The sequence below is a fragment of the Cystobacter fuscus genome, assembly GCF_002305875.1.
GTDB lineage: Bacteria > Myxococcota > Myxococcia > Myxococcales > Myxococcaceae > Cystobacter > Cystobacter fuscus_A.
The window spans coordinates 2,435,275-2,459,514 of record NZ_CP022098.1 but is presented as its reverse complement, the minus strand read 5'-3'; the positions used below and the strand labels follow the sequence as shown (position 1 = coordinate 2,459,514).

The following is a 24,240-nucleotide window of genomic DNA, read 5'->3' as shown; positions in this document are numbered from 1 at the left end:
CTCCCGGCGGGCTCAGGAGAAGACGACGGTCTTGTTGCCGTGCGGCAACACCCGGTCCTCCAGGTGCCACGAGACAGCGCGCGCGAGCACGGTGCGTTCCACCCGGCGACCGATGCGCACCAGATCCGCCACCGCGTCCCGATGCCCCACCCGGTGCACGTCCTGCTCGATGATGGGCCCGGCGTCGAGTTCCGCCGTCACGTAGTGGGCCGTGGCACCGATGAGCTTCACGCCCCGCGAGTGCGCCTGGGCATAGGGGTTGGCGCCCACGAAGGCCGGCAGGAAGCTGTGGTGGATGTTGATGATGGGACCCCCGAAGCTCGCGATGAAGTCCCCGCTGAGGATCTGCATGTAGCGGGCGAGCACGACCAGGTCCACCTGGTGCGCGCGCAAGAGCTCCAGCGTGGCCGCCTCCGCCTGCGCCTTGGTGTCCGCCGTCACCGGCACGTGGTGCAGGGGAATGTCGAAGGGGGCCACCACCTCGCGCGCGTCCGGGTGATTGCTCACCACCAGCGGGATGTCGGCGGTGAGCTCCCCCTTCTTCCACAGCCACAACAGCTCCTGCAGACAGTGGTCCTGCTTGGAGACGAAGAGCGCCATGCGCTTGACGCGCGCGGCGGGGATGAGCCGCCACTGCATGCCGAAGCGCTCGGCCACGGGCGCGAAGGCCTCCTCCAGCGCCCCCAGCCGCTCCGGCAGCCCGGGCAGGTCGAACTCCAGCCGCATGAAGAAGCGCAGATCATCCGGCTCGGTGTGCTGATCCGAGTCGACCACGTTGGCGCCGTGCTCGAACAGCAACCGCGTCACCGTCGCGACCACGCCGGGACGATCCGCGCAGGAAATCAGCAGCCGGGCGCGCTCCGCGCTCGGACGGACGAGGGAAGGCATGGGGGCACTCATCGCAAGGGGTTCACGGACCGGAGGCAGGCCCCCCACACTCCCCTCCCCCCTGGGAAGAGCGGGAGGCGGCGCGCTCAGCTTTCCTTCTTGATCTGCTGGGCCAGGTAGTTCGTCTCACCCACCTGCTTGATGAGCTCGAGCTGGGCCTCGATCCAGTCGATGTGCTCCTCGGTGTCCTCGAGGATGCGCTCGAGCACTTCCCGGCTGCCATTGTCCGCCAGCGAGCGGCACAGCTCGATGCCCTCGTTGAGGCGCTTCTGGGAGCCCTGCTCCAGGGCCAGGTCCAGACGGAGCATCTCCGGGATGCTCTCGCCCACGTTCACCTTGGCCAGACGCTGCAGGTTCGGCAGCCCCTCCAGGAAGAGGATGCGCTTGACGAGCCTGTCCGCGTGCTTCATCTCGCCGATCGACTCTTCGTAGATTTTCTTCCCGATCCGCTCGTACCCCCAGTTCTGGGCGATACGCGCGTGCAGGAAGTACTCGTTGATCGCCGTCAGCTCGGTCGTCAGGACGTCGTTGAGCAGGTCGATGACCTGGGAATGGCCTTTCATAGGGCCACGGAAGCTACCCGCAGGGTCGCCGCGGCACAACTCTCGCGGCACGCGGGCCGCACGGTGTTGGACTGACGGGCCTCGCCGATGAGCTGACTGAGCTGATCATGACAACCACCGCACCCTGTCCCCGCCCCACAGGCCGATCCCAGCTCCTCGACTGTGTGGGCTCCCTCGGAGATGCGGGCACGAATGGTCCGATCCGAAACAGCACGGCACAGGCAGACGATCATAGGAGAGGCTCACGACGGTGAAGGCCGCGGATCGCGGCGGTCCAAGTGATAATGAGAATAGGTTTCAAAAACGCCCCGGTCAAGTCACCCCCGGAAGCTCGCCCGGACCCCCAGGACGGGGCCCCCCTCTGCCGGGTGGGCCAAGGTGGGCGGAGCGGGCCAGAAGGGGGATTGTCAACGGGAGCGGGCGTCGGATGAGATCATGGGCTCGCGCATGGCACCCCCTCCCCCTGAACTGGCCGTCGACGCCCGTGGGCTCGTGAAGCGCTTTGGCGGCTTCACCGCGCTGCAAGGCATGGACCTGAACATCCCCAAGGGCGCCTTCTATGCGTTCCTGGGGCCCAACGGAGCAGGCAAGTCCACCACCATCGCGCTGCTCACCGGCGTGTACGCACCCGACGCCGGACACATCCAGCTGCTGGGCGTGGACGCGGTGGCGCGGCCCCTGGAGATCAAACGCCGCATCGGCGTGGTGCCCGAGGAGCTGAGCCTCTTCGAGCGGCTGAGCGGGCGGCAGTACCTCACCTTCTGCGGGCGCATGTACGGGCTGGCGGGCGACGAGGCGTCGGCACGGGCGGCGGAGCTGCTCGAGCTCACCGAGCTCACCTACAAGGCGGGCGCGCTGGTGGCCGAGTACTCCAAGGGCATGCGGCGGCGGCTGGCGATCGCCGCGGCGCTCATCCACGCGCCCGAGCTGGTGCTGCTGGACGAGCCCTTCGAGGGCATCGACGTGCTGGCCGCGGGCGTCATCCGCGAGCTCTTGCGCGAGCTGAGCCGGCGCGGGGTGACGCTGCTGCTCACCACGCACGTGCTGGAGATCGCCGAGCGGCTGGCCACGCACGCGGGCGTCATCCGCGGCGGGAAGATGGTGGACGAGGGCACGGTGGAGCAGTTGAAGGAGCGCCACGGCGCGCCCTCGCTGGAGGCCGTGTTCGAGAAGCTCATCTCCGTGCCGGCCGCGCGCAACGCGAGGCTGTCCTTCTATGGGGAGGTGCCCGGAGCGACCGAGGTGCCCGAAGTGGCGCTGCGCCGGGGCTCCGCGTGAGCCGCCCCGCCGCGCCGGGGCTGTTGCGCCACCTGTGGTTGCTCTGGGGCCTGCGCCTCAACCTCGGACTCAACCAGGGCCGGGGCGGCAGCCGGCTGCTCGCGGTGGGCGCCTTCCTCCTGTCGAGCGCCCCCGCCTGGGGCCTGGGCATGACGTTCTACGGGCTCATGCGCCTGCCCGCCGTGGCCCAGGACGGCGTCTGGCCCTTCTTCATCCTCAACCTGCTGTGCTTCGTCACCTCGGCGGTCTGGGTGGCCTGGCCGCTGATGAGCGCGGGCGTGGATGACCACTCGGAGCTGGGCCGCTACGCCCCCTTCCCCATCTCCCCCCTGCGCCTGCTCATCGCCTCCACGGGCGCGAGCCTCCTGGAGCCGCGCGCGCTCGTCTTCTACGCGCCCCTGACGGGAGCAACGCTCGGCTACGCCTCGGTACACCCGGTGCGCCACCGGCTGCTCGCCCTCGCGCTCTACGTGCTCTTCGCCCTGCTCAACGCCGCCTGGAGCCGGGTGGGACTGCACCTGGTGCTCAACGTGCTGCGCGCGAAGAACAGCGCCCAGTTGCTCGGCGGCGGCTTCGTGCTCTTCCTCACGGCCGCCTCGTTCATCCCCCCCATCGACACCTCGTGGCTCACCGCCGTGGGCGAGGGCGGCGTGGACAAGCTGGACATGGCCCTCATCGTCGACGCCACGCTCGCGCTCGGCCGCGTCCCCTCGGGGCTCTTCGGGGACGCTCTCCTGGAGCTCACCTACGGCTTCACGCGCCACGCCCTGGCCGATGGGCTGGGCATGCTCGTCTTCACCTTCCTGGGCATGGCGCTCGCCTATGCGCTGCTCCTGCGCTTCCACCGGGGCGTGGGCCGCGCGGGCCCGGCGGTCAAGGAGGCTGGCGACAGCGACCCCTTCGCCCACACGCGCACCCGCTTCACCACGCTGCTCGCGCGCGAGGCGCTGGACCTGTGGCGCAACCCCCGCGCCCGGCTGCTCGCCGCCGTGCCCTTCGTGCTGGCCATCCTCATGAAGCTCACCTCCGCGCGCGCCCTGGCCGGGTACGCGCTTGGCGCGAGCGCGGATGCCTGGCTGATGGGCGGCCTGTGCATCTATGGCGCGGTGGTCATGGCCTCCACCTTCTCGCAGAACACCTTCGCCTATGACGGACACGGACTCGCCCTGCTGCTCGCGGCGCCGGTGGAGCTGGGCGACGTACTCCGAGCGAAGAACCGGGTGCAGGGCCTGGCGGCCGGCGGCATGGCGCTGGGGGTGGGCGTCTTCTACCGGGTGTATTTCGGCCACGGCTCGGCGCTGGACTTCCTGTGTGCCATGGCGGCCGTACTGGCGGTGATTCCGGTGCTCCTCACCGCGGGCAACTTCCTGTCCCTGTTCTTCCCGGTGAAGTTCCACGCGAGCCTCAAGCGCCGGGACAAGCTGCCCCTCACCGCCTCCCTGCTGGGCATTGGCGCGGCGAGCGTGGGCTGCGCCCCCTTCGTCTGGGCCCTGCGCTCCACCGGAACGGCCGGCCCCGAGGGGCGCACCCTGGCCCTGCTCGCCCTGTGCGCCGCGCTCAATGGAGCGCTCTACCGCGCGCTGCTCCCGCTCGGCCTGCGACTGCTCGAGCAACGCAAGGAAGTGGTGCTGCGCGCGGTCACGCGGGAGTAACCCTCCCTTCCTGCTTCGGCAGGACTCCACGTTAGACTTCGCGGCCATGAGTCAAGGGCCGCACGCGTGGATACCCGGACGACTGGACGCATTCCTCACACGGGAACAGCGCCGTCTGCCCCCCGAGGAACTCGGACGCTTCCGGGTGTTGGTCGGCACCAAGCTCATCCTGTTGTTCGTCTCCCTGATGAACGTGGTGACGGGACCCCTGTTCTCCTCCGCGAAGTGGCCCGTGGTGTTCGGGCTGGTGATGTCGGTGGGCTGGGTGTCGCTGCTGGTGTTCATGCGCGGACGCACCTCGCCCCGTCTTCCCGCGCTGCTGGCGTGCGGCCTGTTCACCGCCTCGTTCTCGGTGCTCACCTACGTCGTGACCACGCCGGGCGTGACCTCGCCCCACGAGAGCGCGCCCTCCGCGATCGCGCTCGTCCCCGTGCTCGCGGTCTATCTGGTGGGAATCCGCACGGGCCTGCTGTTCACCCTGGTCTTCTGCGTCAACGTGGGGCTGCTCCACCCGCTCTACCTGTCGGGCTTCGGCACCCACCATCCGATCTTCCTCGAGCTCCACAGCTGGATGAACGGCGTGCTCGACATCATCGTCCTGCTGCTCACCTGGGCGCTGAGCGCGTTGTTCAGATCCGCGCGCGATGCGGCGAACGCCGCGGTGCGCGACCGCGAGCGCAAGCTGGCCAGCCTCCTGGAGAGCACGGACGACATCGTGTGCTCGCTGGACGCGCAGGGCCGCATCGTCACCATCAACTCCGCCGCGAGACGGCGCTTCCGCGATGTCTACGGACGGGAACCGCGCCCGGGCGACTCACTGGCCGAGTGCGCCTCGCCCGAGCTCCGGGACAACTGGCAGAAGACCCTGGCCCTGGTGCGCCAGGGGCAGCCCTTCCGCCGCGAGGTCGCCTACCCCCTGGCCAACAACGAAATCCTGGACATGGACATGTCGCTCAACCCCATCCTGGACGAGCACGGACAAGGGGTGGGCGTGACGCTCTTCGGACGTGACATCCGGGAGCGCAAGCGGGCCGAGGCCAGGCTGGACGAGCTGCACCGCGGCCTGGTGGAGGCCTCGCGCCGGGCCGGCATGGCGGAGATGGCCACGGGCGTGCTGCACAACGTGGGCAACGCGCTCAACAGCGTCAACGTCTCGGCCTCGCTCGTCAGCGAGCAGTTGCGCGGCTCCCGCCTGCGCATGCTGTCGCGCGCCGTGGAGCTGATGAAGGAGCACACGAACGACCTGCCCGCCTTCCTCTCGGACGACGCCCGGGGCCGCCAGCTTCCCGAGTACCTCGCCTCCATCACCCAGCACCTGAGCCAGGAACACACGACGATGCATGAGGAGATGCAGCGGCTCATCCGCAACATGGAGCACATCAAGGCCGTGGTGACCCTGCAACAGGAGCACGCCCGCTCCCGCGGCCAGGTGGAGCCCATCTCCGTGGTGGAGCTCATCGACGACGCGCTGCGCCTGCACGCGACGTCCTTCGAGCGGCTGGGCATCCGCATCCAGCGCGAGTACGACGAGCTGCCCCAGGTGCTGGTGGACCGGCACAAGCTGCTGCAGATCCTCGTGAACCTGCTGACCAACGCCCGGCACGCCCTGCTGGAGAGCGGACGGGACGCGAAGCTGCTCGCCCTGCGCGTGCGCAAGGGCGATGACGAGCGGCTGCGCATCGAGGTGAGCGACAACGGGGTGGGCATCACCCCGGAGCACATGCGGCGCATGTTCGAGCATGGCTTCACCACGAAGAAGGACGGCCACGGCTTCGGGCTGCACGCCAGCGCCCTGGCCGCGCAGGAGATGGATGGACGGCTGAGCTGCGACAGCGCCGGGCAGGGCGAGGGCGCCACCTTCACCATCGAACTGCCCCTGCGTTCGCGGGAAATGACGGGATAATCGGTTTCTAATATTTTTTAATTCTTTCCTGGGATGGCGCTCCGGCCGGTGGCTCGTAGTCAGTGCAACCCCGCACCTGGCACGCCATGAACCCTGACGTCCCCTCCCGCTCCGGGCCCGCCCCGGTGAGTCCATCGTCCCGACGCGGTCCGACGATCGCGGTCGCGCTCGGCGCCGTGGCGCTGCTCTCGGCCGTGGCGCTGCTCACCCGGGGCGCCGAGCAGCAGGGCGACGCGTCCGGGTCAGCCCCGGCCCCCACCCCGCGCGTGCCCTCGGCGAGCACGGCGCGTGCGGCCCCGGGCTCCACCACCGGCCAGGGCGGACCCGAGCAGCCCCAGGAGAAGGCTCCGCGCTTCTCGAAAACCACCTGCTGGCAGGACCTGGAGCGCTTCAACGAGTCGGTGACGCTCGGCACGTTCCGGGACTGGGCCGCGCCCCTGCTCGCATCGAGGGATCCCCACGTGCTCGCCTACCTCAAGGAGCGTCTCGCCGAGCTCATCGGCGAGGACGAGGGCCGGGCGCTCGATGTGCTCGGCTGGGCGCGCGAGGCCTCGGCCGTGGAGTTCAAGCTGTTCCTGGCGGGCGTCCGGGGCGCTCCGGCGCTGCTCAAGCCCCGGGTCGTCGAGCAGTTGATGACCCTGGGGCTCGACGAGAAGCTGGACCTGGGACGGCGCGCGGGCTTCCTGGACGGACTGCAGAAGCTGCCCCGGCTCGAGCCCGCGCAGCTCGAGCGGCTCACCCACTTCGCCAAGGACGCCGCCTCGGGCGAGGCGGGCTGGGTCACCACGCGCGCCATCGGCCGGGTGATGAAGCAGGACTTCGAGCGCACGGGCAACGTCAAGCCCTACCTCGACAAGCTCCTCGCCATCGGCAGCGAGTCGATGGACGAGCCGGTGCGCTACCTCGCGCTCGAGATGGAGATGCACGCCGACGCGCCGCTCGACCCACAGACCACCGCGCGGCTGGCCCAGGTGCTCACCACCGAGGGCAGCGGCGACGTGCGGCAGGTGGCCGCGCACGACCTGTCGCTCGCCCAGGACAAGGCCCAGGTGCTGGACATCTACGCCCGGGCCTTCGCCACCGAGCGTGACCTGTGCGTGCGCTGGGCCCTCTTCCGCTTCTCCGCCCGCGCCGCCGGCAAGGACGCGCTGCCCGTGATGGCGAACATGGCCCTCACCGACCCTCGCTTCCAGGGCGACTACCAGGACTTCGAGCGGCTCTACGCCAGCGGCATCGTCGACTACGACCGCATCTGGTTCAGCCTGCCGTCGCAGGACCCCCATGGCTGTCTGGATCACCATGACGGCTGAGGCCCGGAGACTCCCCATGACCCTTGCCCCTCGCAAGAACCCGCTGTCCGCCCTGGTGCTCGGCCTGGGCCTGCTCGCCCCGGCCCTCTCGCCCGCGCAGACGTCCACCTCCGCGGCCGAGGCTCCCGCGCTCCAGGGCGAGACGTGCTCGACGGCGGGCCTGATGGATCAAATCCGCCGCGGGCTCGGCTCGAAGTCCGAGGCCTACAAGCGCTACCTGCGCACGCTCCTGCGCGAGTCCGCCACCACGCTGCCCCTGGAGGAGCTGCGCGCGGCCTTCGAGCGCGAGTACGACCCGGTCATGGTCGAGCACCTCGCGGCCGCGCTCGTCGCGCGCACCGAGCGCGGCCTGGAGGACACGTCGCTGGAGCAGGTGGCCCAGCGCGCCCTGAACGACCGCGACCCGGCCCTGCGCGCCGCCACCGTCCGGGCCATGCGGCAGACAGGCGCGCTGGAGCGCACGGGCGACATGTACGAGCGCCTGGTGCGAGACCCCTCCCCCGAGGTGCGCCAGGAGGCCGCCACCAACCTCGTCACGGACAACCTCGAGGTGTACGGCGGGCGCCATGCCGAAGCGGCGGACACCGCGGTGGCGGCGGCGGCGGCCTCGTCGGATCCCAAGGTGACGGCCCGGATCCTCGGCAACATCATGACGGGCGAGGTGAGCGCCGACTCGGCGCGCAAGCTCGAGCGGTTGCTCGGCAGCGAGTCCCCGGAGGTGCGCGCGGCGGCGAGCACCGCGCTCGGCGGCGTGCCCGCGGCGCAGATGGCCAGCGCGCGCCAGGCGCTCAGCGCCCAGTACCGCGCCGAGACGGACCCCCAGGCGCGCAAGGCCATGCTCGCGGGCATCGCCCGGCTCGGCTTCTCCAGCGCGGTGCCCGAGCTGCAACGCCTGCGCGACGTGGATCCGCGCCTGGCACCGGAAGTCGACGCGTGGACGCGCGTGCTCAACCAGAACCTCCAGGAGTGGAGCCTGATCCTGCGAGCGAAGCAGCAGCTCACCCAGGCTCGCTGAGTAGCACCTCAAGCAGCACCCCCCACGGGGGCCGGACCACCGGCCCGAGAGGAACCTCCGATGCGTAACACCCTGAAGACGACCCTGGCCTCCCTGATGACCCTGGCCCTGCTGCCCACGGCCGCGACCGCGTACACCGTGGGCGCGCCCTTCCCGGGCACCGTGACGGCCACCACCTACTACTCGAGCGGCTCCTTCCACGGCGCGGTGGACCTCTCCAGCGCCAACGCCTGCGGCTACTGGGGCGTGGAGACGGCGGTGAAGGCCTCGCTCTCCTGGAACGTCACCATCCGCACCACCGAGAAGGTCTGCTACGGCAACGGCAGCGGCAACCAGAACGAGGTGAAGCACACCTTCGCCAACGGCTACACCTTCCGCCAGTGGCACTTCCTCTACGTGTCCACCACCTCCAAGGACAAGACGTGCGACCGCTGCCAGATCGGCGACGAGGGCGGCACGGGCAACGTCACCGGTCCCCACACCCACATGCAGTACGACAAGAGCGGCACCAACAGCACCTCCTGGTACTCGGGCACCGTCAAGGGCGAGTTCCTGGACCGGGACGAGGTCGTCGGCACCGTCGGCTAGCAACTCCGCGGGGAGATTTCCCAGGAATCGGGAAAAGTTGTACTCCTAGGAGGACGTGACTACCCCTCCAACGTGTCCGGACGAGACGACGCTGAGTGACTTCCTCGCGGGGATGCTCGCGGAGGAAGAGCGGACGCGGGTGCTCGCGCACCTGGATGGGTGCGAGGGGTGCCAGCGTCAAGTGGCGCTGGGCGCCAGCTCCTCCCCGGGTGTGCCGGAGGAGGAGGCGGCGGACACGCCTCTGGCCCCGGGAGCCCGGCTCGCGCGCTACGTGGTGCTCGGGCGCATCGGCCGGGGCTCCATGGGCGAGGTGTACGCGGCGCACGATCCCCAGCTGGAGCGGCAGGTGGCCCTCAAGCTGCTGCGCCCGGAGGGCCGGCACGTGGAGGAGCTGCGGCAGCGGCTGCTGCGCGAGGCCCAGGCACTGGCCCGGCTGTCCCACCCGCACGTCGTTGTCGTGCACGACGTGGGCGTGTGCGACCAGGTGCTCTTCCTGGCCATGGAGCTGGTGGAGGGCTGCACGCTGGCGGACTGGCTGAAGCAGCCGCGCCCCTGGCCCGAGGTGCTGCGCGTCTTCGTCGACGCGGGACGGGGGCTGGCGGCGGCGCACGCGGCGGGCCTGGTCCATCGCGACTTCAAGCCCGCCAACGTCCTCGTGGGCCGGGACGGCCGCGTGCGGGTGACGGACTTCGGGCTGGCGCGCAGCTCCGATCGGGAACCCACGCCCGAGGAGGATTCCGGCCCCCTGTCCTCCCACCGGGGGCCCGATGACGTCCGCTCTCCGCTCACCCGGACGGGCGCGCTGCTGGGCACACCGGCCTACATGGCTCCCGAGCAGTTCGCCGGACAGAGCGCGGACGCGCTGTCGGACCAGTTCAGCTTCTGCGTGGCGCTCCACGAGGCGCTCCACGGCGTGCGGCCCTTCGAGGGCAAGACGCTCGAGGAGCTGCGGCAGGCCATGCACGAGGAGCGGCTCCGTCCCCCCGGCGGCGAATCGAAGGTGCCCGCCCGGGTGCGGCGCGCGGTGCGGAGGGGCCTGAAGGCCTCGCCTGGCGAGCGTCACCCCTCCATGGAGGCGCTGCTGGCCCAGCTCGCCCCCGCCACCCAGCGCGTGCGGACGTGGGTGGCCGCCTCCGCCGTCGCCGCCAGCCTGCTGGGGGTGTCCCTGGGCTACGTGGCGGCCCACCGACGCGAGGTGCGCTGCGAGCAGGAGACGGAGAAACTCGCCGCCGCCTGGAGCCCCGAGCGGCGCGAACACGTACGCGAGGCCTTCCTCGCCACCGGCAAGCCCTACGCCGCCGCCGCCTGGGAGGCCGTCTCCCGCGCGCTGGATGCCCACGCCGCCACCTGGCGCACGCTGCGCACCGAGTCCTGCCTGGCGGCGACCCGGGACGACTACCACACCGCGTGGCTGAAGACGGCCTGCCTCGACACCCGGCTGTGGCACTTCGCCGCCGTCACCGACGTGCTGGAGAAGGCGGACGCCCAGACGGTGCAGAACGCGCCCCAGATGGTGGCCTCGCTCGAGGGACTCGCCGGGTGCATGGAAGTCCCCCAGGTCGCCACCCGGCCCCAACCCCCCGACGCCCTGCGCCCCCGGGTGGACGCCGCGCGCCGCCGCCTCGCCGAGGCCCGTGCCCGCCTGGAGATCGGCAACCACGCCTCCGGCCTCGAGGTCACCACCGCGCTCCTGAAGGAAATCGAGGGGCTCGACTTCCGCCCCCTGGAGGCCGAGGTACTCGCCCAGCACGGACAGCTGCTCGGCCTGCTCGGCAAGACCAAGGAGGCAGAGGAGCTCCTCTACCGCGCCGTGTGGGCCGCCGAGGCCGGGCGCGATGACGAGATGGTGGCGCGCGCGTGGAACCTCCTGCTGTGGGTGGTGGGGGACCAGATGGCGCGCATGGACGAGGCCAACCGCATCGTCCACCACGCCCGGGCCGCCGTGGAGCGGCTGGGGCGAGAGCGCGTCCCGGCGCTCGCCACGGATCTGAACCTGCGCATGGGCGGGCTCTTGCTGATGCAGGGCAAGCTGGACGAGGCGGAGGCGGAGTTCACCCAGGGGCTGGAGCTGTCGCGCCGGACCCTGGGCCCGGAGAGCCTGCGCACCTCGTACCTGCTGGCCGGACTGGGGCGGGTGCGCTCGCGGCAGATGCGCGGCGCGGAAGCCCTGGCGTTCTTCCGCCAGGCCCAGGAGCTGCGCGAGCGGATGTGGGGACCGGATCACCCCACGCTCGCGCTCAACCTCAACAACATCGCCACCCAGTTGCAGCAGCAGGGCCGGCCCGAGGAGGCGCTCGCCACCTTCCGCCGCGCCCTGTCCCTGCTGGAAGCGGCGCGCTCCCCGGACCACCCGAGCCTCGCCGCGCCGATCAACAACCTGGCCGTCCTGCTACGGCTCGCGGGCCGGCTGGAGGAGTCCCGGCGGTACTTCGAGCGCGCGCTCGCCATCTTCGAGCGCGGCAAGGGCCCGGATCACCCCAACACCATCACCGCGCTCGGCGGACTGGGCATGGTGGCCTACGACGAGCAGAACCTCGACAAGGCGCTCGGCTACGCCCAGCAAGCCCTCGAGCGCATCCAACGCAGCCTGGGGCCGGACACGCCGCGCGCCGAGCTGCCGCTGCGCACCCTCGCCGCCGTCCACCTGCGCGCGGGCCGCCCCGCCCTGGCGCGCGAGCACCTCACGCGCGCCCTGCGTCTCTTGGAGAAGGCGAACGGCCCGGACAGCGCGGTGCTCACGGGCGTGACGCGCGAGCTGGGCGTCGTGAACCTGCGCTCGGGAGCTGCCCGTGAGGGCCTCGCGCGCTGCCAACGCGCCCTCGAGCTCGACGAGCCGGCGCAGGGCGCGGAGAGCCCGGACGTGGCGTTGGACCTCGCCTGTCTCGGCGAGGCCCACCTGGAACTCGGGGCCCCCGAGCGGGCGGTGCCGCTGCTCGAGCGTGCCCGGCACATCCACGAGCGAGCCCCCGGAGACAAGCTGGACGCGGCCTGGGCCTCCTTCCTCCTGGCCCGGGCGCTCGAGCACGGCACGGCCGAGGAGAGGAAACGCGTGGCCGCCCTGCTGGAAGAGGCCCGGAGCCAGATGGATGCGCTGGGGACACGCGCCCGCGTGGAGCACCGCGCGCTGATGGAATGGCAGGCCCGGCACCCCCTGATGGCCGAGCGAGGGCACACCCCATGACGAGCGGAGAGCACGTTCCCCTCACGCGGGTCCTGCTGGCGTGGGCCCCCGAGGATCGCCGGAACTGGCTCCGGGAGTGGCCCGGACTGGAGACGCTGCTCGCGGGACACCTCGCCGCGGGAGAAGGGGCCTGGCCCACGGTGAAGCTCGCGCCGGAGGCATTCCTGCGCCACCTGGCCCGGCACCTGCCCGCTCCGGGGACTCCCGAGGAAGCGCTGCGACAGCTCCACGCGGCCGATCTCTATCTGGCGTGCGCCTGCGCCGAGGGCGAGCCCCAGGCCCTGCTCGCCTTCGAGCAGCACGTGCTGCGCAAGGTGCCCGCGCGCCTCGGCTCGCTGCCGGCCGCCACCCTGGACGAGGTGCTCCAGATGTTGCGCCAGCGGCTGCTGCTGGGCATGGGGGGAGCGCCTCCGCGCATCGCCGACTACGCGGGCCGGGGCCCCCTGCGCGCCTGGGTGCGCATCGTCGCCGCGCGCCTGGTGGGCGCGATGTCCAACCAGAGTGGACGCCAGGAGCTCTTCTCCGAGCCCCCCGAGGCGCTCGAGCAGTTGCTGGCCCCGGACAACCCGGAGCGCGAGGTGCTGCGCGCCGACTCCTCCGAGGCGCTCTCCTCGGCGCTGCGAGCGGCGCTGGCGGCCCTGCCCGAGCGCGAGCGCGCCCTCTTGCGCATGCACCACCTGCATGGCCTCACCATGGACCGGCTCGCGACGATGTATGGCGAGTCACGCTCCAGCGTCGCGCGCCACGTGGCCCAGGCCCGCGAGCGGCTGCTGCGGCTCACCCGCCACGAGCTGGCGGCCCGGCTGAAGCTCGAGGGACGCGAGCTGGAGAGCCTCCTCGGGCTCGTGCGCAGCCGGTTGGATCTCAACCTCGGTGGGTTGATGGACTGAAGGGCCTCCGGGCCCGGCGGCCGCATCCGGGCCGCCAGACCTGGAGGGAGTGGCTCAAGGCAGGGCCACCGCCTGCTCCAGCGCCGCCTGGATCTGCGGCAGCGCGTAGGGCTTGGGCAGCACCACCACGCCCTCCAGCGGCGCCTCTCCCCGGGGCAGCGCCACGTGACCATGGCCCGAGGCGAGGATGATCTTGATGCCCGTCTTGCGGCCCGCCACCTCGCGCGCCAGGTCCACGCCCGACGCCCCGGGCAGCGTCACGTCCGTGAACAACACGTCGAAGCCGCTGGCGGCCAATGCGCCCTTGGCTTCCTCGGCGCTGGTGACCGCCAGCACCTCGTGGCCCAGCAGATCCATCAGCTCGCACGCCGAGGAGCGCACGTCCTCGTCGTCCTCCACCAGCAGCACGCGCAGCCGGCGCGACGCGGAGGGCGCGGGAGCACTCGCGGGCGAGGAGGCCGTGGGAGGCTTGGGAGAAGGAGCCGCGGGGGCCGGGGACGCGGGGGACGTGGGCACCACGCGGGCGGCGCCGCGGACCGCCAGCCGCTGCTGGCGGCCGTTGAGCAACTGCCTCAGCTTGCGGGCCAGGTCATCCCGGCTGTAGGGCTTGCTCAGCAACTGCACGCCCGGATCCAACCGTCCGCCATGGACGATGGCGTTCTCCGTGTAGCCCGAGGTGAAGAGCACCTCGATGTCCGGGTGGAGCGCCTTGGCCTGCTTGGCCAGCTCGGGGCTGCGCACCGGACCGGGCATCACCACGTCGGTGAACAACAGCTCGATGGGCACACCGCTCTGGAGGATCACCAGCGCGCTCTGCGCGTCCACGGCCTTGAGCACGCGGTAGCCCAGCTCGCTCACCATCTCCACCACCGTGGTGCGCACCTCGGGATCGTCCTCCACCACCAGGATGGTCTCCGAGCCTCCCTCGATGGGGCCGGTGATGACCTGGGCGTCCATCGACTCGGCCTCCACCGCGCGGGGCATGTAGAGCTTGATGGTCGTGCCATGCCCCAGCTCGCTGTAGAGCTTGATGTGACCGCCACTCTGCTTGACGAAGCCGTACACCATGCTCAGGCCCAGGCCAGTGCCGCGGCCCTCGGGCTTGGTGGTGAAGAACGGCTCGAAGGCCCGCTCCATCACCTCCGGCGTCATGCCGCTGCCCGTGTCCGACACGGCCAGCAACACGTACTGGCCGGGAAGCACCTCGGGGTGCATCCGGCAGTAGCGATCATCGAGCACGGCATTGCTGACCTCGATCGTCAGCTTGCCGTTGTTGCTCATCGCGTCCCGGGCGTTGATGGCCAGGTTGAGGATGACGTTCTCGAGCTGGTTGGGATCGATGGCCGTGTTCCACAGCCCTCCAGCGGTGACGGTCTCCAGCTCCACGTCCTCGCCCAGCGTGCGGCGCAGCAGCTCGTCCATGCCGCGCACCAACCGGCTCAGGTTGACGACGATGGGCTGGAGCGGCTGGCGGCGCGCGAAGGAGAGCAACTGGGAGGCGAGCTTGGCACCGCGCTCCACGGCGCGGGTGGCCGTCTGCACGCGATGCAGGGCGCGCTCGTTGCCCCCCACGTCGCGCTGCAGCAGTTGGAGGTTGCCGGCGATGACCTGGAGCAGGTTGTTGAAGTCGTGCGCCACGCCGCCGGTGAGCTTGCCCACCGCCTCCATCTTCTGGGACTGGCGCAGCTGCTCCTCGGTCTTGCGCCGCTCGGCCTCGCTCTCCTCGAGCGCGCGGGTCCGCTCGCGCACCAACTGCTCCAGGTGTTCCTGGTAGTGGCGCACCTGGGCCTCGGCTTTCGCCTTCTCGGTGACGTCCTGGCCGTAGATGAGGATGGCCATGACGGGACCGCCCGACACGCGCACGGGCCGGTACTCGAAGTCCACGACGAGGTTCTCGATCGGCCCATCCTTCTTCAAGCGGATGGAGAGATTGAAACCCTTCATGGAGATCGTCTCGCCCTGGTGGAACACCCGCCGGAGCATGTCGAAGATGGAGTCGTTGCCCGTGAGCTCGGGCCGCGCCTTGAGCAGCGGCAGGCCGATGACGTCCCGGAAGCCAACGTAGGGCAGGTAGTTGGCGTTCATCATGTCGAAGACGTAGTCAGGACCGCGTAGGACCCCCACGACCCCGGGAAGCAGATCGATCAGCTGGCGGAGATAGCGGCGCTCGTAGTCCAGCTCCTTGTTGTTCTCCTGAACGGTCCACGCCTGACCGAGGAGGGAAGCGAGCTGCTCCCCGGAGACCCCTTCCAGCCGCTGCCCCTTGGCTCCACTCGCGCCATTCGAGGTGCGCAGATCCGTGACGTCCACGGCGTGCTGGAGGATGAAGGCCACGTTGCCCGTGGAATCCAGCAGGGGCTTGTGGGAGTAGGTCCACACGCGCTTCTCGAGCACGGGGCCGCCCTCGCCGGGACGAGCGATGGGCTGGACCGCCATCGCGAGCAGGTCCGGCATGCGACTGGCGAGCACCCGCTCGAGCGACTCCCGGAGCTTCCCCGCGCCATCGGGATCCGCGGGATCCGAGCCCTGGGGGAGCACCTCGAAGAGGTTGCGCCCGATGATCTCGTCACGCCGTAGCGACGTAGCCCGCAGGTAGGCCTGGTTGGCCGCGACATATTTCAGTTCCCGATCCAGGACCATGAGCGGAGCGGGGGCGGAGTCGAACAGTTTCTGGGAATCGATCATGTCGGACATGCGGAACCAGGAGATGGCGCCCCAGGGCGCGACCATGTGCTTAGTGCATCCACGATATTCGTCTCACGACAAACGGCGCACCGGGTAAGAATCCCACCGGTGGAATTCTCTTGTGAGAGGGGATGAACCTGAAGTGTCGACAGGCTGAAAGTTGGCTTGCCTGCCCGGTGGACAAGGGTTCCCTCATGCGCTCCAGCGCGGGAAGAGCTCGGCTCCCGGCGGAGGCACTCGAGGCGACTCGCGAGGGTCGTGCTTGAACCGCCGCCGACGCATGGACGCCGCTGGGGCAGCGCGCCAGGGGAGCGCCGTGCGGGTGAGAAGGACCCCGCGCGACCGCCGCCCACCGGGGTGGGAGACCAAAGACAAACACCGAGGTGCCGAGCGACTTCGTCATGGACTTCGAGGTTCCGCGACCCGTGACCGCCGTCCCCCCCGAAGGAGGCGAGCCTGATAGGCTCCCCCCCAAGCACCATGGACTCAACCGCTGTCGTCGACCCCCGTATTGGCACCGTCTTGCAGGAGCGCTACCGGATCCTCCAGCGGATCTCCGCGGGAGGCATGGGAGTGGTGTACCGCGGCGAGCGCATCGAGCTCGGCCGGGCCGTGGCCATCAAGTTCCTCCACTCCTGGATGGCGACGGAGCCGAGCTTCCAGCGGCGCTTCCAGATCGAAGCGCAGGCCATGAGCCGGCTGTCGCACCCGTGCTGCGTCTCGGTCATCGACTTCGGCGTGCAGGACGGCGCCCCCTTCATGGTGATGGACTTCGTCACGGGACAGCCCCTGCGCACGCTGCTGCGCGAGAGCGGACCCCTGCCGGTGAAGCGGGCGCTGGGCATCGTGCGGCAGGTGCTCGCGGGGCTGGCCCACGCCCATGCCCAGAACATCGTCCACCGGGACATCAAGCCGGACAACCTCATCCTGGCCGAGGCCACGGGGCTGGGCGATCAGCTCCGCATCCTCGACTTCGGGCTGGCGAAGCTGCGCGACACGGTCTCGGGCCTGACCACGGGTCTGGCCGTGGGCACGCCCAGCTACATGGCGCCGGAGCAGATCCGCGCCGGGGAGATCGATGCCCGGACGGACCTGTACGCCGTCGGCGTGCTCCTCTTCGAGCTGCTCACCGGTGCCAAGCCCTTCGACAGCGAGCGGATGACGGAGGTGATGCGCCAGCACCAGGAGGACGCGCCACCGACCCTGGGCAGCATCCAGCCCGAGGCGGGGTTCTCCCAGGAGCTGGAGGCGGTGGTCCACAAGGCGATGGCGAAAAAGCCCGGAGACCGCTTCCAGTCGGCCTCGGACTTCGCCGCCGCGCTGGACGCGCTTCCGGACGTGGGTGCTCCCTCCGAAGCCCCCCGGGTGAAGGCCCACACGCCCTCCCCGTCCTCGGGCCACGAGGCCACCGTGCCCAGCCGGCCCCAACCGAAGGCGGCGCCCGACCCACGAGCACCGCTGCCCTCCCGGAACAAGCGGCCGATGCTGGCCGTGGGGGCCGCGGGCGCGCTCCTGGTCGGCCTCGGCGCGGCGCTCCTCTGGCAGACGAAGCAGGGGCCCGGCACGACCGAGCCTTCCACCGCGAAGGGCGCGCCACCCACCTCCGGCGACAGGTCCGCCTCCTCCGCCCAGGAGGAGAGCGTCCCGCCCGAGGACCTGCCCAACATCGAGCAGATCGAACGCTGGGTGAAGGAGGGAGAGCGACGGAGGGATCAGACGCTCCGTGCGCTCGCCAGCCTGCGCGCGCAGTACCCCCAGAGCGCCTACGCCCCCTATCTGGAGGGACACGTCAACTTCGACAATCTGCGCTGGGCGGATGGCCTCGCCTCCTATGGGGCGGCCATGAGGAACAACGCGGCCTACCGCACGGACGCGAAGCTCATCCGCAACGTCATCCGCTGCCTGGTGAGCGACGGCTTCCACACGAGGTGCGCGGACTTCCTCGTCCGTGAGGTGGGGGCTCCCGCGGAGCCCTTCCTCGAGGAGGCGGCGCGCTCGGACTCCTACGCCAACGTCCGCGCCCGCGCGTCCAACCTGCTGCGGAAGATGAACACCCGGCGCTGAGGGCTCGCACCCGCTCGCGGCCCCCAAGGGGCGCACGGCGCGATGTACGACGCGGCGGAGGGGTCCAGAACCAGGACCACGGACAGCCAGGCGCCGGAGCGGTGTTTCCTCGTCGAGCAGGCGCCGACACGGGACCCGCGGTGGCTCCAGGGCATGTCGCTCGTCATCGAGGAGGCGTTGCTCGCGGAGTACCACCCGGCCGAGTGCGCTCGGCCCGGGGAGCGCTGTGCCATCGACTACTACCAGGTGAAGTGGACCACGTGGACCCAGGAGATCTGGTCCGAGCCCTACCTGCCCGGGTTGAACGACCTGGATGGGAAGCCCCACTACGACGGCACGCGGCGCCGCAAGTGGAGCTACTTCTACGATCACACGCACCGCTACCGGTATTGCGCTCGGTCAGCGGCGGAGGGAGCGAGTCCCAACAAGCCTGGCCGCCCGGCCGTCCGGTTCAGCGAGGCTGAGCGGGCCGTCCCTCCGGACGAATCCTAGAGGGGTGCAAGAAGGACTCCCGACCTACCGTCTCGGCTATGTGGCCAACTGTCTCTCGCTCGGCCTGGGAGCGAGCCACACGTGTCGGCTCGCCAGTGCCACGCCCCATCGGCTGGAGCAGCTCATCGAGCTGAACCTCTCCGACAGCTTGCACCTGACGCGCGCTCCGGTGGTGCGCAGGTTGCTCTTGGACTCACCCTCCCCCGGTACGCACCGCTGAGCCAGGGGACAACCGTGGAGACGGCATGAGCGACACGATCATCGACCTGCAGAAGCGTGACCACATGCTTCTCGACGAGTTGCTGCAACGCCACGAGCGCGCCACTCCGATCGGGCGCCGTGACACGTTCAGGGAGATCGTGAACCTGGTCACGACCCACGCCTTCGCGGAAGAGACGGTGCTCTTCCCGTTCTCGCGCTGGGTGCTCACCTCGGCGGAAGCCATCACGTCGGAGCTCGCATCACGGCACCAGCGCATCAACGAACTCCTGAAGGAGATGGATGGGTTCTCACCGGGTGAGGCCGGTTTCGAGACACGCGCCAGGGAGCTCTTCCCCTTGCTGCGCGCGGACGTTCGCGACGAGGAGGAGCGACTGCTGGCCGCGCTGGCGCAGCACCTGGACCGAGAGGAGTTGACGCGGCTGGGCACCACCTGGGCCACCGCGAAGAGGGGAGCACCCAACCGAGCCCATTCAGGAATTTCGCGCCGGCCGCCGGGCAACCTGCTCGCGGACATCCCCCTCTTCTTCGTGGACAGGATGCGGGAACTGCTCGCCCGGTGGCGCCACGCCCCCCAGTAGGAGCCCCCGGCGGGTGCTCAGTAACTCAACCCGAAGAAGAGGGGGTACAGCGGATGGGCCGTGTCCTGCGGCATGTCCGAGCGCTTCGCCTCCACTTCCGCCATCGACGAGGGCAGTTCGAAGGGCAGCTTGCCTTGGGGCGAGGCCTTGCCCGTCAGGACATCGAACAGAGCGGAATCGCTCACACCGAAGTTGCCGAGGAGCGCGCCGACCTTGTCCTTCACGTTCGTCAGGATCGCCGGGCGGTCCAGGTAGACCGTGACGATGGTGGGCACCCTGGCGCTCACGCGCTTGATGACTTCATAGTCGGCGTTGCCGTCCTCGAAGGCGAGGTTGCCTTCGTGTTGCCGGAGTCCGAACACGTACTGGGGATGGAGCGTCTCGAACGGAGTCACCGTCCGAATGATCGCGACATCCGCCTCCTCGGGGGTGTTGACGACCGTCAGTCCATACCCGGCGGCGACGGCACCATCGATGCCATGGAGGTAGACCTTGCGGATGTGGGCCCCCAGCGGGAGCAGCTTGTCCTTGTTCTCCAGCAGGACGAGTGAACGCCGCTGGGCCTCCGTCGCCTCGGCCTGGAAGGCGGAGTGGCCCACCACCTCGCCCGCCCGCTCCACATCGACGTAGGGGTTCTCGAACAGGCCTTGCTGGAACTTCTGCAGCAGGATCCGGTACACCGACTCATCCAGGCGTGCCTCGGTCACCAAGCCGGCGTTGACGGCTTCCACGAGCGCGTCGGAGTCATCGACGCCACCGAACTGATCCATGCCCGCGTTCACGCTCTTGGCGAAACGCTCCACCTTGGACAGGTGCTCCACGCCCCAGGGCGTTCCAAACCCCACGAAGGAGGGAGTCTGCCCGGGAGGCGCGCCATGGCGGCACGCCTCGTCACAATCGTTGGTGATGGCCCAATCCGAGAGGATGACGCCATCGAAACCATACCGGCCTCGCAGCAGTTCCATCAGGAGCTGCTTGTTGAAGCCCCCGCCCACCTGCTCCAGGGGCTGGCCATTCAAGGTGACGCCTTGGAGGATGGAGTAGGTCGGCATCACCCCGCCGGTCCTCGCGGCGAACGCGCCCTCGAAGGGCTTGAGGTGGTACTCGAAGTTCTTGCCCGGGAACACCGCGTATTGACCGTAGGCATTGTGGCTGTCGAAACCATCCTTCGCGGCGCCGTAGCCGGCCCAATGCTTCACGACGGCCACCACGCTGCCCTTGCCAATGCCGTGGCCACCGTCCTGGAAGCCCTCGATGTAGGCTCGCACGAGCGTCCTGGCGAGGTCGGCATCCTCGCCGAAGGTTCCATGGATGCGCGCCCAGCGCGGCTCGGTGGCGAGATCGGCCTGCGGAGAGAGCGCCTCCTGGATACCCACCGCGCGGTACTCCCGCCGGGCGATGTCTCCGAAGCGCCGCATCAGGGCCTCGTCCCCGATGGCCGCGAACCCGAGCACCTCTGGCCACTGGGAGAAGCCCCCCGCGGCGACACTGGCGCCCAGCGTGAATTGAAAGTGGTTGCGGGGGTCCGTGCTGATGGTGGCCGGAATGCCCAGGCGCGTCGCCTCCGCGATCTCCTGCAACGCATTGTTCTCCCCCGCGAGGAACCGGCCATTGCCTTCCAGCCTCGTGATGAGGCTGTTGACCCCCTTCTCCGAGATCATCCGGGTGGCGAGTGCCCGGTCATAACGGCTGACGCCTTCCGTCATGTGGGTGGGAGCCGTTCCATGCATCATGACGCCCGCTTTTTCCCGCGGCGTCATCCGGCCGAGGAGATCTCTCGCCCGTTCTTCAGGAGTCCGCCGCCAGTCCTCGTAGACCTCGACCTGGCCATTCTTGTTCAAGTCCTTGAACCGAAGGCCCTCCTTGACGATGAAGCCAACTCCCCTGCTCCCGAGTTCCACCTGAGACATCAACAATCCCATACCCGATATCACCCACGTCCAGAGCCAGGGGGCAGGTAATATTTGGTGTACCGACATTTTTGCAATATATTCGCAACACGAACACGCCATCCGGCACGATGACGCACGACGTCATGTTTGAAAGTGCCATGACGCGAGAAGTCGGGGGACGTCCGCCCGCGTCGAGGGGTATGAGGCGGACCGGCCTCGGGCGGCCCCCATTCCGCTCGAGCCAGCCCCCCCAACCCAGGAGTTCCTCATGACACGAACCGTGACCCAGCCGTTGGCGTTGATGCTCTGGATTCTGAGTGCCATTCCCTCTTCCGCGTCCGCGCAGCTCACCTGCCCGGACTATGCCTCGGTCGCCAATCCCCCGGCGCTCCAGGGCCCGGCGCGCAAAAGCTTCCGGCACTCGGGCAATCAGATCCTGTCCTGGACGAATCCGCCCTACCACATGGTGCATGACCAGCTCGTCCCCGTGGGAACCCCGGCCACGGTCGTGGGCAAGTTCGACTACGGCGGCGTCTTCCACAAGGACCTCGAGGACGAGGACGTCCATGTCTACCTCATGGGAACCCTCACGCCGGGTTGGGAGTACGTCGGCAAGTACCGCACGGACACGGATGGCAAGGTCTACGTGCCCCTCACCCGCCCGGTGGGCGAGTACCGGGTGAAGATGATCGTCGAGGGCGATCTCAGCTCGGCCACCGGCTTCGTCTCCGTGGTGGAACCGGGCCGGAAGAGCGTCCTGTTCGACATCGATGGAACCTTGACGCTCAATGACTTCGAAGCGGTGGGCGACTACCTGGGTGTCAGCACGGCCCAGGCCTACGCGCACGCGGTCGAGGTGGTGAACAGCTACGCGGCCCTGGGCTACCAGATCATCTACCTGACGGCCCGGCCCTACTGGGTGGCCAAGGACACGCGCGAGTGGATTGACTACCAGGGCCTGCTGGAGGGGCACGTGCACACCAATCCCTATGGGGACGGTCCCATCCCGCCGGACACCCAGCAATACAAGACCGATTACCTCACCTACCTGCTCGAGGATGTCGGGCTCGACATCGTCCGCGTGTACGGCAACGCGACCACGGACATCGGCGCCTACGCGGCCGTGGGCCTGCCCAAGTCCGAGACCTTTATCATCGGCGAGCACGCGGGAAGTGAGGGCACCATGCCCATCCGCAACGACTATCTCCAGCACCTGAACACGGTCGTGGCCTCCACGCCCGGCGCCGGGTGCACTCCCCGCTAACCGGGAAACCACCACGCCGGACAAGGGCCAACATCCGGGGGAAATACAGCCCCTCGGATGTTCCGGCGACCACGGCACCCGTTCGCGCATTGATGCGCACGTTGCACGGAAGGGGCTGACCAACCCAGCACCTATCGTGGGCCGAGTTCATGATCCCAATCGTGCAACAAGCTGATCAGATCTCCCGTGCGTGCACCAGACACCCGTTCGAAAGACCATGAGTCGAGCGTGGCGAGGTGCTCGCGTTGGAAGGCAGGGTCGGCCACCAGTTCCCTGTGCTTCAAATGACCGGCATGAGCGAGAGCCCGAGGCATCTCCCGGAAGATGGCCTCGATACAGTCCTCCCGCGTCGCCCTCGCCATGCGCTCCGCCGCCATTTCCAGGCGAACGCGTACCGAGGAATGTCGCACCGGGCACCACACATCCATGGCCCAGTCACAAGCAGCGACCATCAACTCCTCGAGCGTATGAGCTGCCCCCGGTCTCTTGAAGAGATAGCTCGCGCACTGGAGCGGCTCCCAGAAACGCAGCACCGCCTGAAGGCGTTGCGCCGTGCGCTCCGCGCTCACCGCGCCCATGTGCGTCGTCGCGAAGAACAGGGCCCCCCAAGCCGTCTCTCGGAAGAACGCTTCGTAGGCATGCCTCACGGGAAACGGTTTCTGACCTTCCGAGGCCAGGGCCCCCATGACATGCGACATCATATATAGCCGCCAGGCCGGGCGCTCTCGTTGGAAGTCCACCACATCGTGCGCCACCACTATTCCGCCCTCGGGGACCTCCAGCATCCTCCGAGGTGCAGGAAAGGTTCCTCCCCCTTGGTACTGCGCTCCACACCGCAGTCCCTCCGCGCGCGTCTTCTGCTGCACCGAGCGGAAGGAGCCATGGAGGAACGACGGCAGTTGCAGTGAAGTGGACTGTCCTGGCGTCATGGTGCGCGTCCTAGCAAAGCAACCCCTCAGCGAGGAAGGGACATGCCAGCGGCGGCTGGAACCCGACCTGGGAGCGCGGTGGGTGAGGGCCGCGCCGGGAAGGGAATGACCTGGCCACCTCCCTCTGCTGGTGGTTGCTGGGAACCCGATCCCGTGCTCATCCGGCCTAGAAGCGCTCTCCACAAAATTGTCGTCGCGACTCCTCCAACGAGGTCGATGACCATTCCCACGGTTCCGCTGACGGTCGCGAGCTTCTCACGTCGGTTGACCATTCCGTCCACGGCCTGACCTACCCATCCACCGTACTGCCGCAGTTCTTGTTCAGTGAGTTCCACCCATTGCGCGGCTTCGAACGCCGCAGCCTCGGATTCAAATGGTTGTTGGCTGCGCGTCCACCTGTATTGGGTGACTCCGGGTTCTGGGCTGTTCCATTCCAGCCGCCAGATGTATTGCCCTCTCGCGAAACGAACGAGGATCTCACCCTGGAAATTGGTGCCCCCCATGAACCGCCTTCCGTTCAAGATGGTTCGGTTCAATGCGGCAAGATACCTGCGAGCCTCTTCGCGACCTTCCCGGAGAGCCTGTTCGCCCCAGGGTTTGATTTCGAAAAGGCTCCGGAGGGAAACATCGGTGATGTCTGGCCGCAGAGCACTCTCATCCTCTCGCAAGAGGGACGAGTCTCCCAGTTCCGTTTCATCAAGGATGAGTTTGATTGACTTGGTATTGTAATAGGCGATGCTTCGCGGGTGATTGACGCTGTACATGAAGGCAACCAGCCGGTGCGAAGCATTGCCCAAGAAGAACTCCCAGGGCATTCGAGAATGCGGATTCCGGCCAGGAACCTCG

The 24,240-nt window shown here is 69.1% G+C and carries 20 protein-coding genes; 13 read left to right on the top strand and 7 right to left on the bottom strand.

Annotated elements, in window-relative coordinates; all coding sequences use genetic code 11:
• Positions 1 to 12: 12 nt before the first annotated feature.
• From purU to CYFUS_RS54490, 3 genes are all read right to left on the bottom strand, one after another.
• Positions 13 to 888, bottom strand: a complete 876-nt coding sequence (gene purU, locus CYFUS_RS10195) for a formyltetrahydrofolate deformylase (RefSeq protein ID WP_095985044.1) — start codon at positions 886 to 888, stop codon at positions 13 to 15.
• A gap of 86 nt (positions 889 to 974) precedes the next feature.
• A complete protein-coding gene (bfr, locus tag CYFUS_RS10190) occupies positions 975 to 1,451 on the bottom strand; it encodes a bacterioferritin (RefSeq protein WP_095985043.1) in 477 nt (158 codons plus the stop codon).
• Entirely contained in the window at positions 1,448 to 1,684 is a 237-nt protein-coding gene (locus tag CYFUS_RS54490) for a (2Fe-2S)-binding protein (RefSeq protein ID WP_095985042.1), read from the bottom strand. Before CYFUS_RS54490 ends, bfr begins: the two co-directional genes overlap by 4 nt.
• Before the next feature lie 214 nt (positions 1,685 to 1,898).
• Between CYFUS_RS54490 and CYFUS_RS10180 the strand changes: the two genes are divergently transcribed.
• From CYFUS_RS10180 to CYFUS_RS10145, 8 genes are all read left to right on the top strand, one after another.
• Entirely contained in the window at positions 1,899 to 2,729 is an 831-nt protein-coding gene (locus tag CYFUS_RS10180; protein ID WP_095991919.1) for an ABC transporter ATP-binding protein, read from the top strand.
• Positions 2,726 to 4,381, top strand: a complete 1,656-nt coding sequence (locus CYFUS_RS10175) for a hypothetical protein (RefSeq protein ID WP_095985041.1) — start codon at positions 2,726 to 2,728, stop codon at positions 4,379 to 4,381. The genes CYFUS_RS10180 and CYFUS_RS10175 overlap by 4 nt, the downstream gene beginning before the upstream one ends.
• 46 nt (positions 4,382 to 4,427) lie before the next feature.
• A complete protein-coding gene (locus CYFUS_RS10170; protein ID WP_095985040.1) occupies positions 4,428 to 6,284 on the top strand; it encodes a two-component system sensor histidine kinase NtrB in 1,857 nt (618 codons plus the stop codon).
• 86 nt (positions 6,285 to 6,370) lie between these two features.
• Positions 6,371 to 7,594, top strand: a complete 1,224-nt coding sequence (locus CYFUS_RS10165) for a hypothetical protein (RefSeq protein WP_232537483.1) — start codon at positions 6,371 to 6,373, stop codon at positions 7,592 to 7,594.
• Between the two features lie 16 nt (positions 7,595 to 7,610).
• Entirely contained in the window at positions 7,611 to 8,609 is a 999-nt protein-coding gene (locus CYFUS_RS10160; RefSeq protein ID WP_198316529.1) for a HEAT repeat domain-containing protein, read from the top strand.
• 60 nt (positions 8,610 to 8,669) lie between these two features.
• Positions 8,670 to 9,197 (top strand): hypothetical protein, encoded by a 528-nt coding sequence (locus CYFUS_RS10155; RefSeq protein ID WP_095985039.1) that lies wholly within the window; start codon positions 8,670 to 8,672, stop codon positions 9,195 to 9,197.
• A 55-nt stretch (positions 9,198 to 9,252) separates the two neighbouring features.
• Positions 9,253 to 12,378, top strand: a complete 3,126-nt coding sequence (locus CYFUS_RS10150; protein WP_095985038.1) for a tetratricopeptide repeat protein — start codon at positions 9,253 to 9,255, stop codon at positions 12,376 to 12,378.
• Positions 12,375 to 13,268, top strand: coding sequence for a sigma-70 family RNA polymerase sigma factor (locus tag CYFUS_RS10145; protein WP_095985037.1), 894 nt, complete (start codon positions 12,375 to 12,377; stop codon positions 13,266 to 13,268). Before CYFUS_RS10150 ends, CYFUS_RS10145 begins: the two co-directional genes overlap by 4 nt.
• Positions 13,269 to 13,322: 54 nt before the next feature.
• On the opposite strand, the gene CYFUS_RS10140 is transcribed toward CYFUS_RS10145, so the two are convergent.
• On the bottom strand, positions 13,323 to 15,998 hold the full coding sequence (locus CYFUS_RS10140) for a response regulator (protein ID WP_095985036.1): 2,676 nt from the start codon (positions 15,996 to 15,998) through the stop codon (positions 13,323 to 13,325).
• 435 nt (positions 15,999 to 16,433) lie between these two features.
• On the opposite strand from CYFUS_RS10140, the gene CYFUS_RS10135 reads away from it, so the two are divergent.
• Genes CYFUS_RS10135 through CYFUS_RS10120 form a run of 4 tightly spaced genes read left to right on the top strand, consistent with a single transcriptional unit; the run spans position 16,434 to position 19,309 of the window.
• Complete coding sequence (locus tag CYFUS_RS10135; protein ID WP_095985035.1) at positions 16,434 to 18,017, top strand: serine/threonine-protein kinase; 1,584 nt, start codon at positions 16,434 to 16,436, stop codon at positions 18,015 to 18,017.
• A gap of 42 nt (positions 18,018 to 18,059) precedes the next feature.
• Positions 18,060 to 18,509: a hypothetical protein gene (locus CYFUS_RS10130; RefSeq protein WP_095985034.1), complete on the top strand. Its 450-nt coding sequence runs from the start codon at positions 18,060 to 18,062 to the stop codon at positions 18,507 to 18,509.
• A 4-nt stretch (positions 18,510 to 18,513) separates the two neighbouring features.
• Positions 18,514 to 18,729 carry a hypothetical protein gene (locus CYFUS_RS10125; RefSeq protein WP_232537482.1) on the top strand — a complete coding sequence of 72 codons (216 nt, stop codon included), beginning with the start codon at positions 18,514 to 18,516 and terminating at the stop codon, positions 18,727 to 18,729.
• 25 nt (positions 18,730 to 18,754) lie between these two features.
• Entirely contained in the window at positions 18,755 to 19,309 is a 555-nt protein-coding gene (locus CYFUS_RS10120) for a hemerythrin domain-containing protein (RefSeq protein ID WP_095985033.1), read from the top strand.
• A gap of 17 nt (positions 19,310 to 19,326) precedes the next feature.
• Here CYFUS_RS10120 and CYFUS_RS10115 read toward each other — a convergent pair whose 3' ends face one another.
• Positions 19,327 to 21,219, bottom strand: coding sequence for a glycoside hydrolase family 3 protein (locus CYFUS_RS10115; protein WP_232537481.1), 1,893 nt, complete (start codon positions 21,217 to 21,219; stop codon positions 19,327 to 19,329).
• Between the two features lie 250 nt (positions 21,220 to 21,469).
• Here CYFUS_RS10115 and CYFUS_RS10110 point away from each other — a divergent pair, with 250 nt between their 5' ends.
• Positions 21,470 to 22,465, top strand: coding sequence for a lipin/Ned1/Smp2 family protein (locus CYFUS_RS10110; RefSeq protein ID WP_198316528.1), 996 nt, complete (start codon positions 21,470 to 21,472; stop codon positions 22,463 to 22,465).
• 131 nt (positions 22,466 to 22,596) lie between these two features.
• Here the strand turns inward: CYFUS_RS10110 and CYFUS_RS10105 are convergent, their stop codons facing one another.
• On the bottom strand, positions 22,597 to 23,394 hold the full coding sequence (locus tag CYFUS_RS10105; protein WP_095985031.1) for a hypothetical protein: 798 nt from the start codon (positions 23,392 to 23,394) through the stop codon (positions 22,597 to 22,599).
• Between the two features lie 26 nt (positions 23,395 to 23,420).
• Entirely contained in the window at positions 23,421 to 24,209 is a 789-nt protein-coding gene (locus tag CYFUS_RS50510; RefSeq protein ID WP_157758374.1) for a hypothetical protein, read from the bottom strand.
• Between the last annotated feature and the right edge of the window lie 31 nt (positions 24,210 to 24,240).

Coding starts and splice junctions, on each gene's coding strand:
- purU (WP_095985044.1), bottom strand. CDS start 888: ATGCCTTCCCTCGTCCGTCCGAGCGCGGAGCGCGCCCGGCTGCTGATT.
- bfr (WP_095985043.1), bottom strand. CDS start 1,451: ATGAAAGGCCATTCCCAGGTCATCGACCTGCTCAACGACGTCCTGACG.
- CYFUS_RS54490 (WP_095985042.1), bottom strand. CDS start 1,684: ATGATCGTCTGCCTGTGCCGTGCTGTTTCGGATCGGACCATTCGTGCC.
- CYFUS_RS10180 (WP_095991919.1), top strand. CDS start 1,899: ATGGCACCCCCTCCCCCTGAACTGGCCGTCGACGCCCGTGGGCTCGTG.
- CYFUS_RS10170 (WP_095985040.1), top strand. CDS start 4,428: ATGAGTCAAGGGCCGCACGCGTGGATACCCGGACGACTGGACGCATTC.
- CYFUS_RS10165 (WP_232537483.1), top strand. CDS start 6,371: ATGAACCCTGACGTCCCCTCCCGCTCCGGGCCCGCCCCGGTGAGTCCA.
- CYFUS_RS10160 (WP_198316529.1), top strand. CDS start 7,611: ATGACCCTTGCCCCTCGCAAGAACCCGCTGTCCGCCCTGGTGCTCGGC.
- CYFUS_RS10155 (WP_095985039.1), top strand. CDS start 8,670: ATGCGTAACACCCTGAAGACGACCCTGGCCTCCCTGATGACCCTGGCC.
- CYFUS_RS10145 (WP_095985037.1), top strand. CDS start 12,375: ATGACGAGCGGAGAGCACGTTCCCCTCACGCGGGTCCTGCTGGCGTGG.
- CYFUS_RS10140 (WP_095985036.1), bottom strand. CDS start 15,998: ATGGTCGCGCCCTGGGGCGCCATCTCCTGGTTCCGCATGTCCGACATG.
- CYFUS_RS10135 (WP_095985035.1), top strand. CDS start 16,434: ATGGACTCAACCGCTGTCGTCGACCCCCGTATTGGCACCGTCTTGCAG.
- CYFUS_RS10130 (WP_095985034.1), top strand. CDS start 18,060: ATGTACGACGCGGCGGAGGGGTCCAGAACCAGGACCACGGACAGCCAG.
- CYFUS_RS10120 (WP_095985033.1), top strand. CDS start 18,755: ATGAGCGACACGATCATCGACCTGCAGAAGCGTGACCACATGCTTCTC.
- CYFUS_RS10115 (WP_232537481.1), bottom strand. CDS start 21,219: ATGTCTCAGGTGGAACTCGGGAGCAGGGGAGTTGGCTTCATCGTCAAG.
- CYFUS_RS10110 (WP_198316528.1), top strand. CDS start 21,470: ATGACACGAACCGTGACCCAGCCGTTGGCGTTGATGCTCTGGATTCTG.
- CYFUS_RS10105 (WP_095985031.1), bottom strand. CDS start 23,394: ATGACGCCAGGACAGTCCACTTCACTGCAACTGCCGTCGTTCCTCCAT.
- CYFUS_RS50510 (WP_157758374.1), bottom strand. CDS start 24,209: ATGCCCTGGGAGTTCTTCTTGGGCAATGCTTCGCACCGGCTGGTTGCC.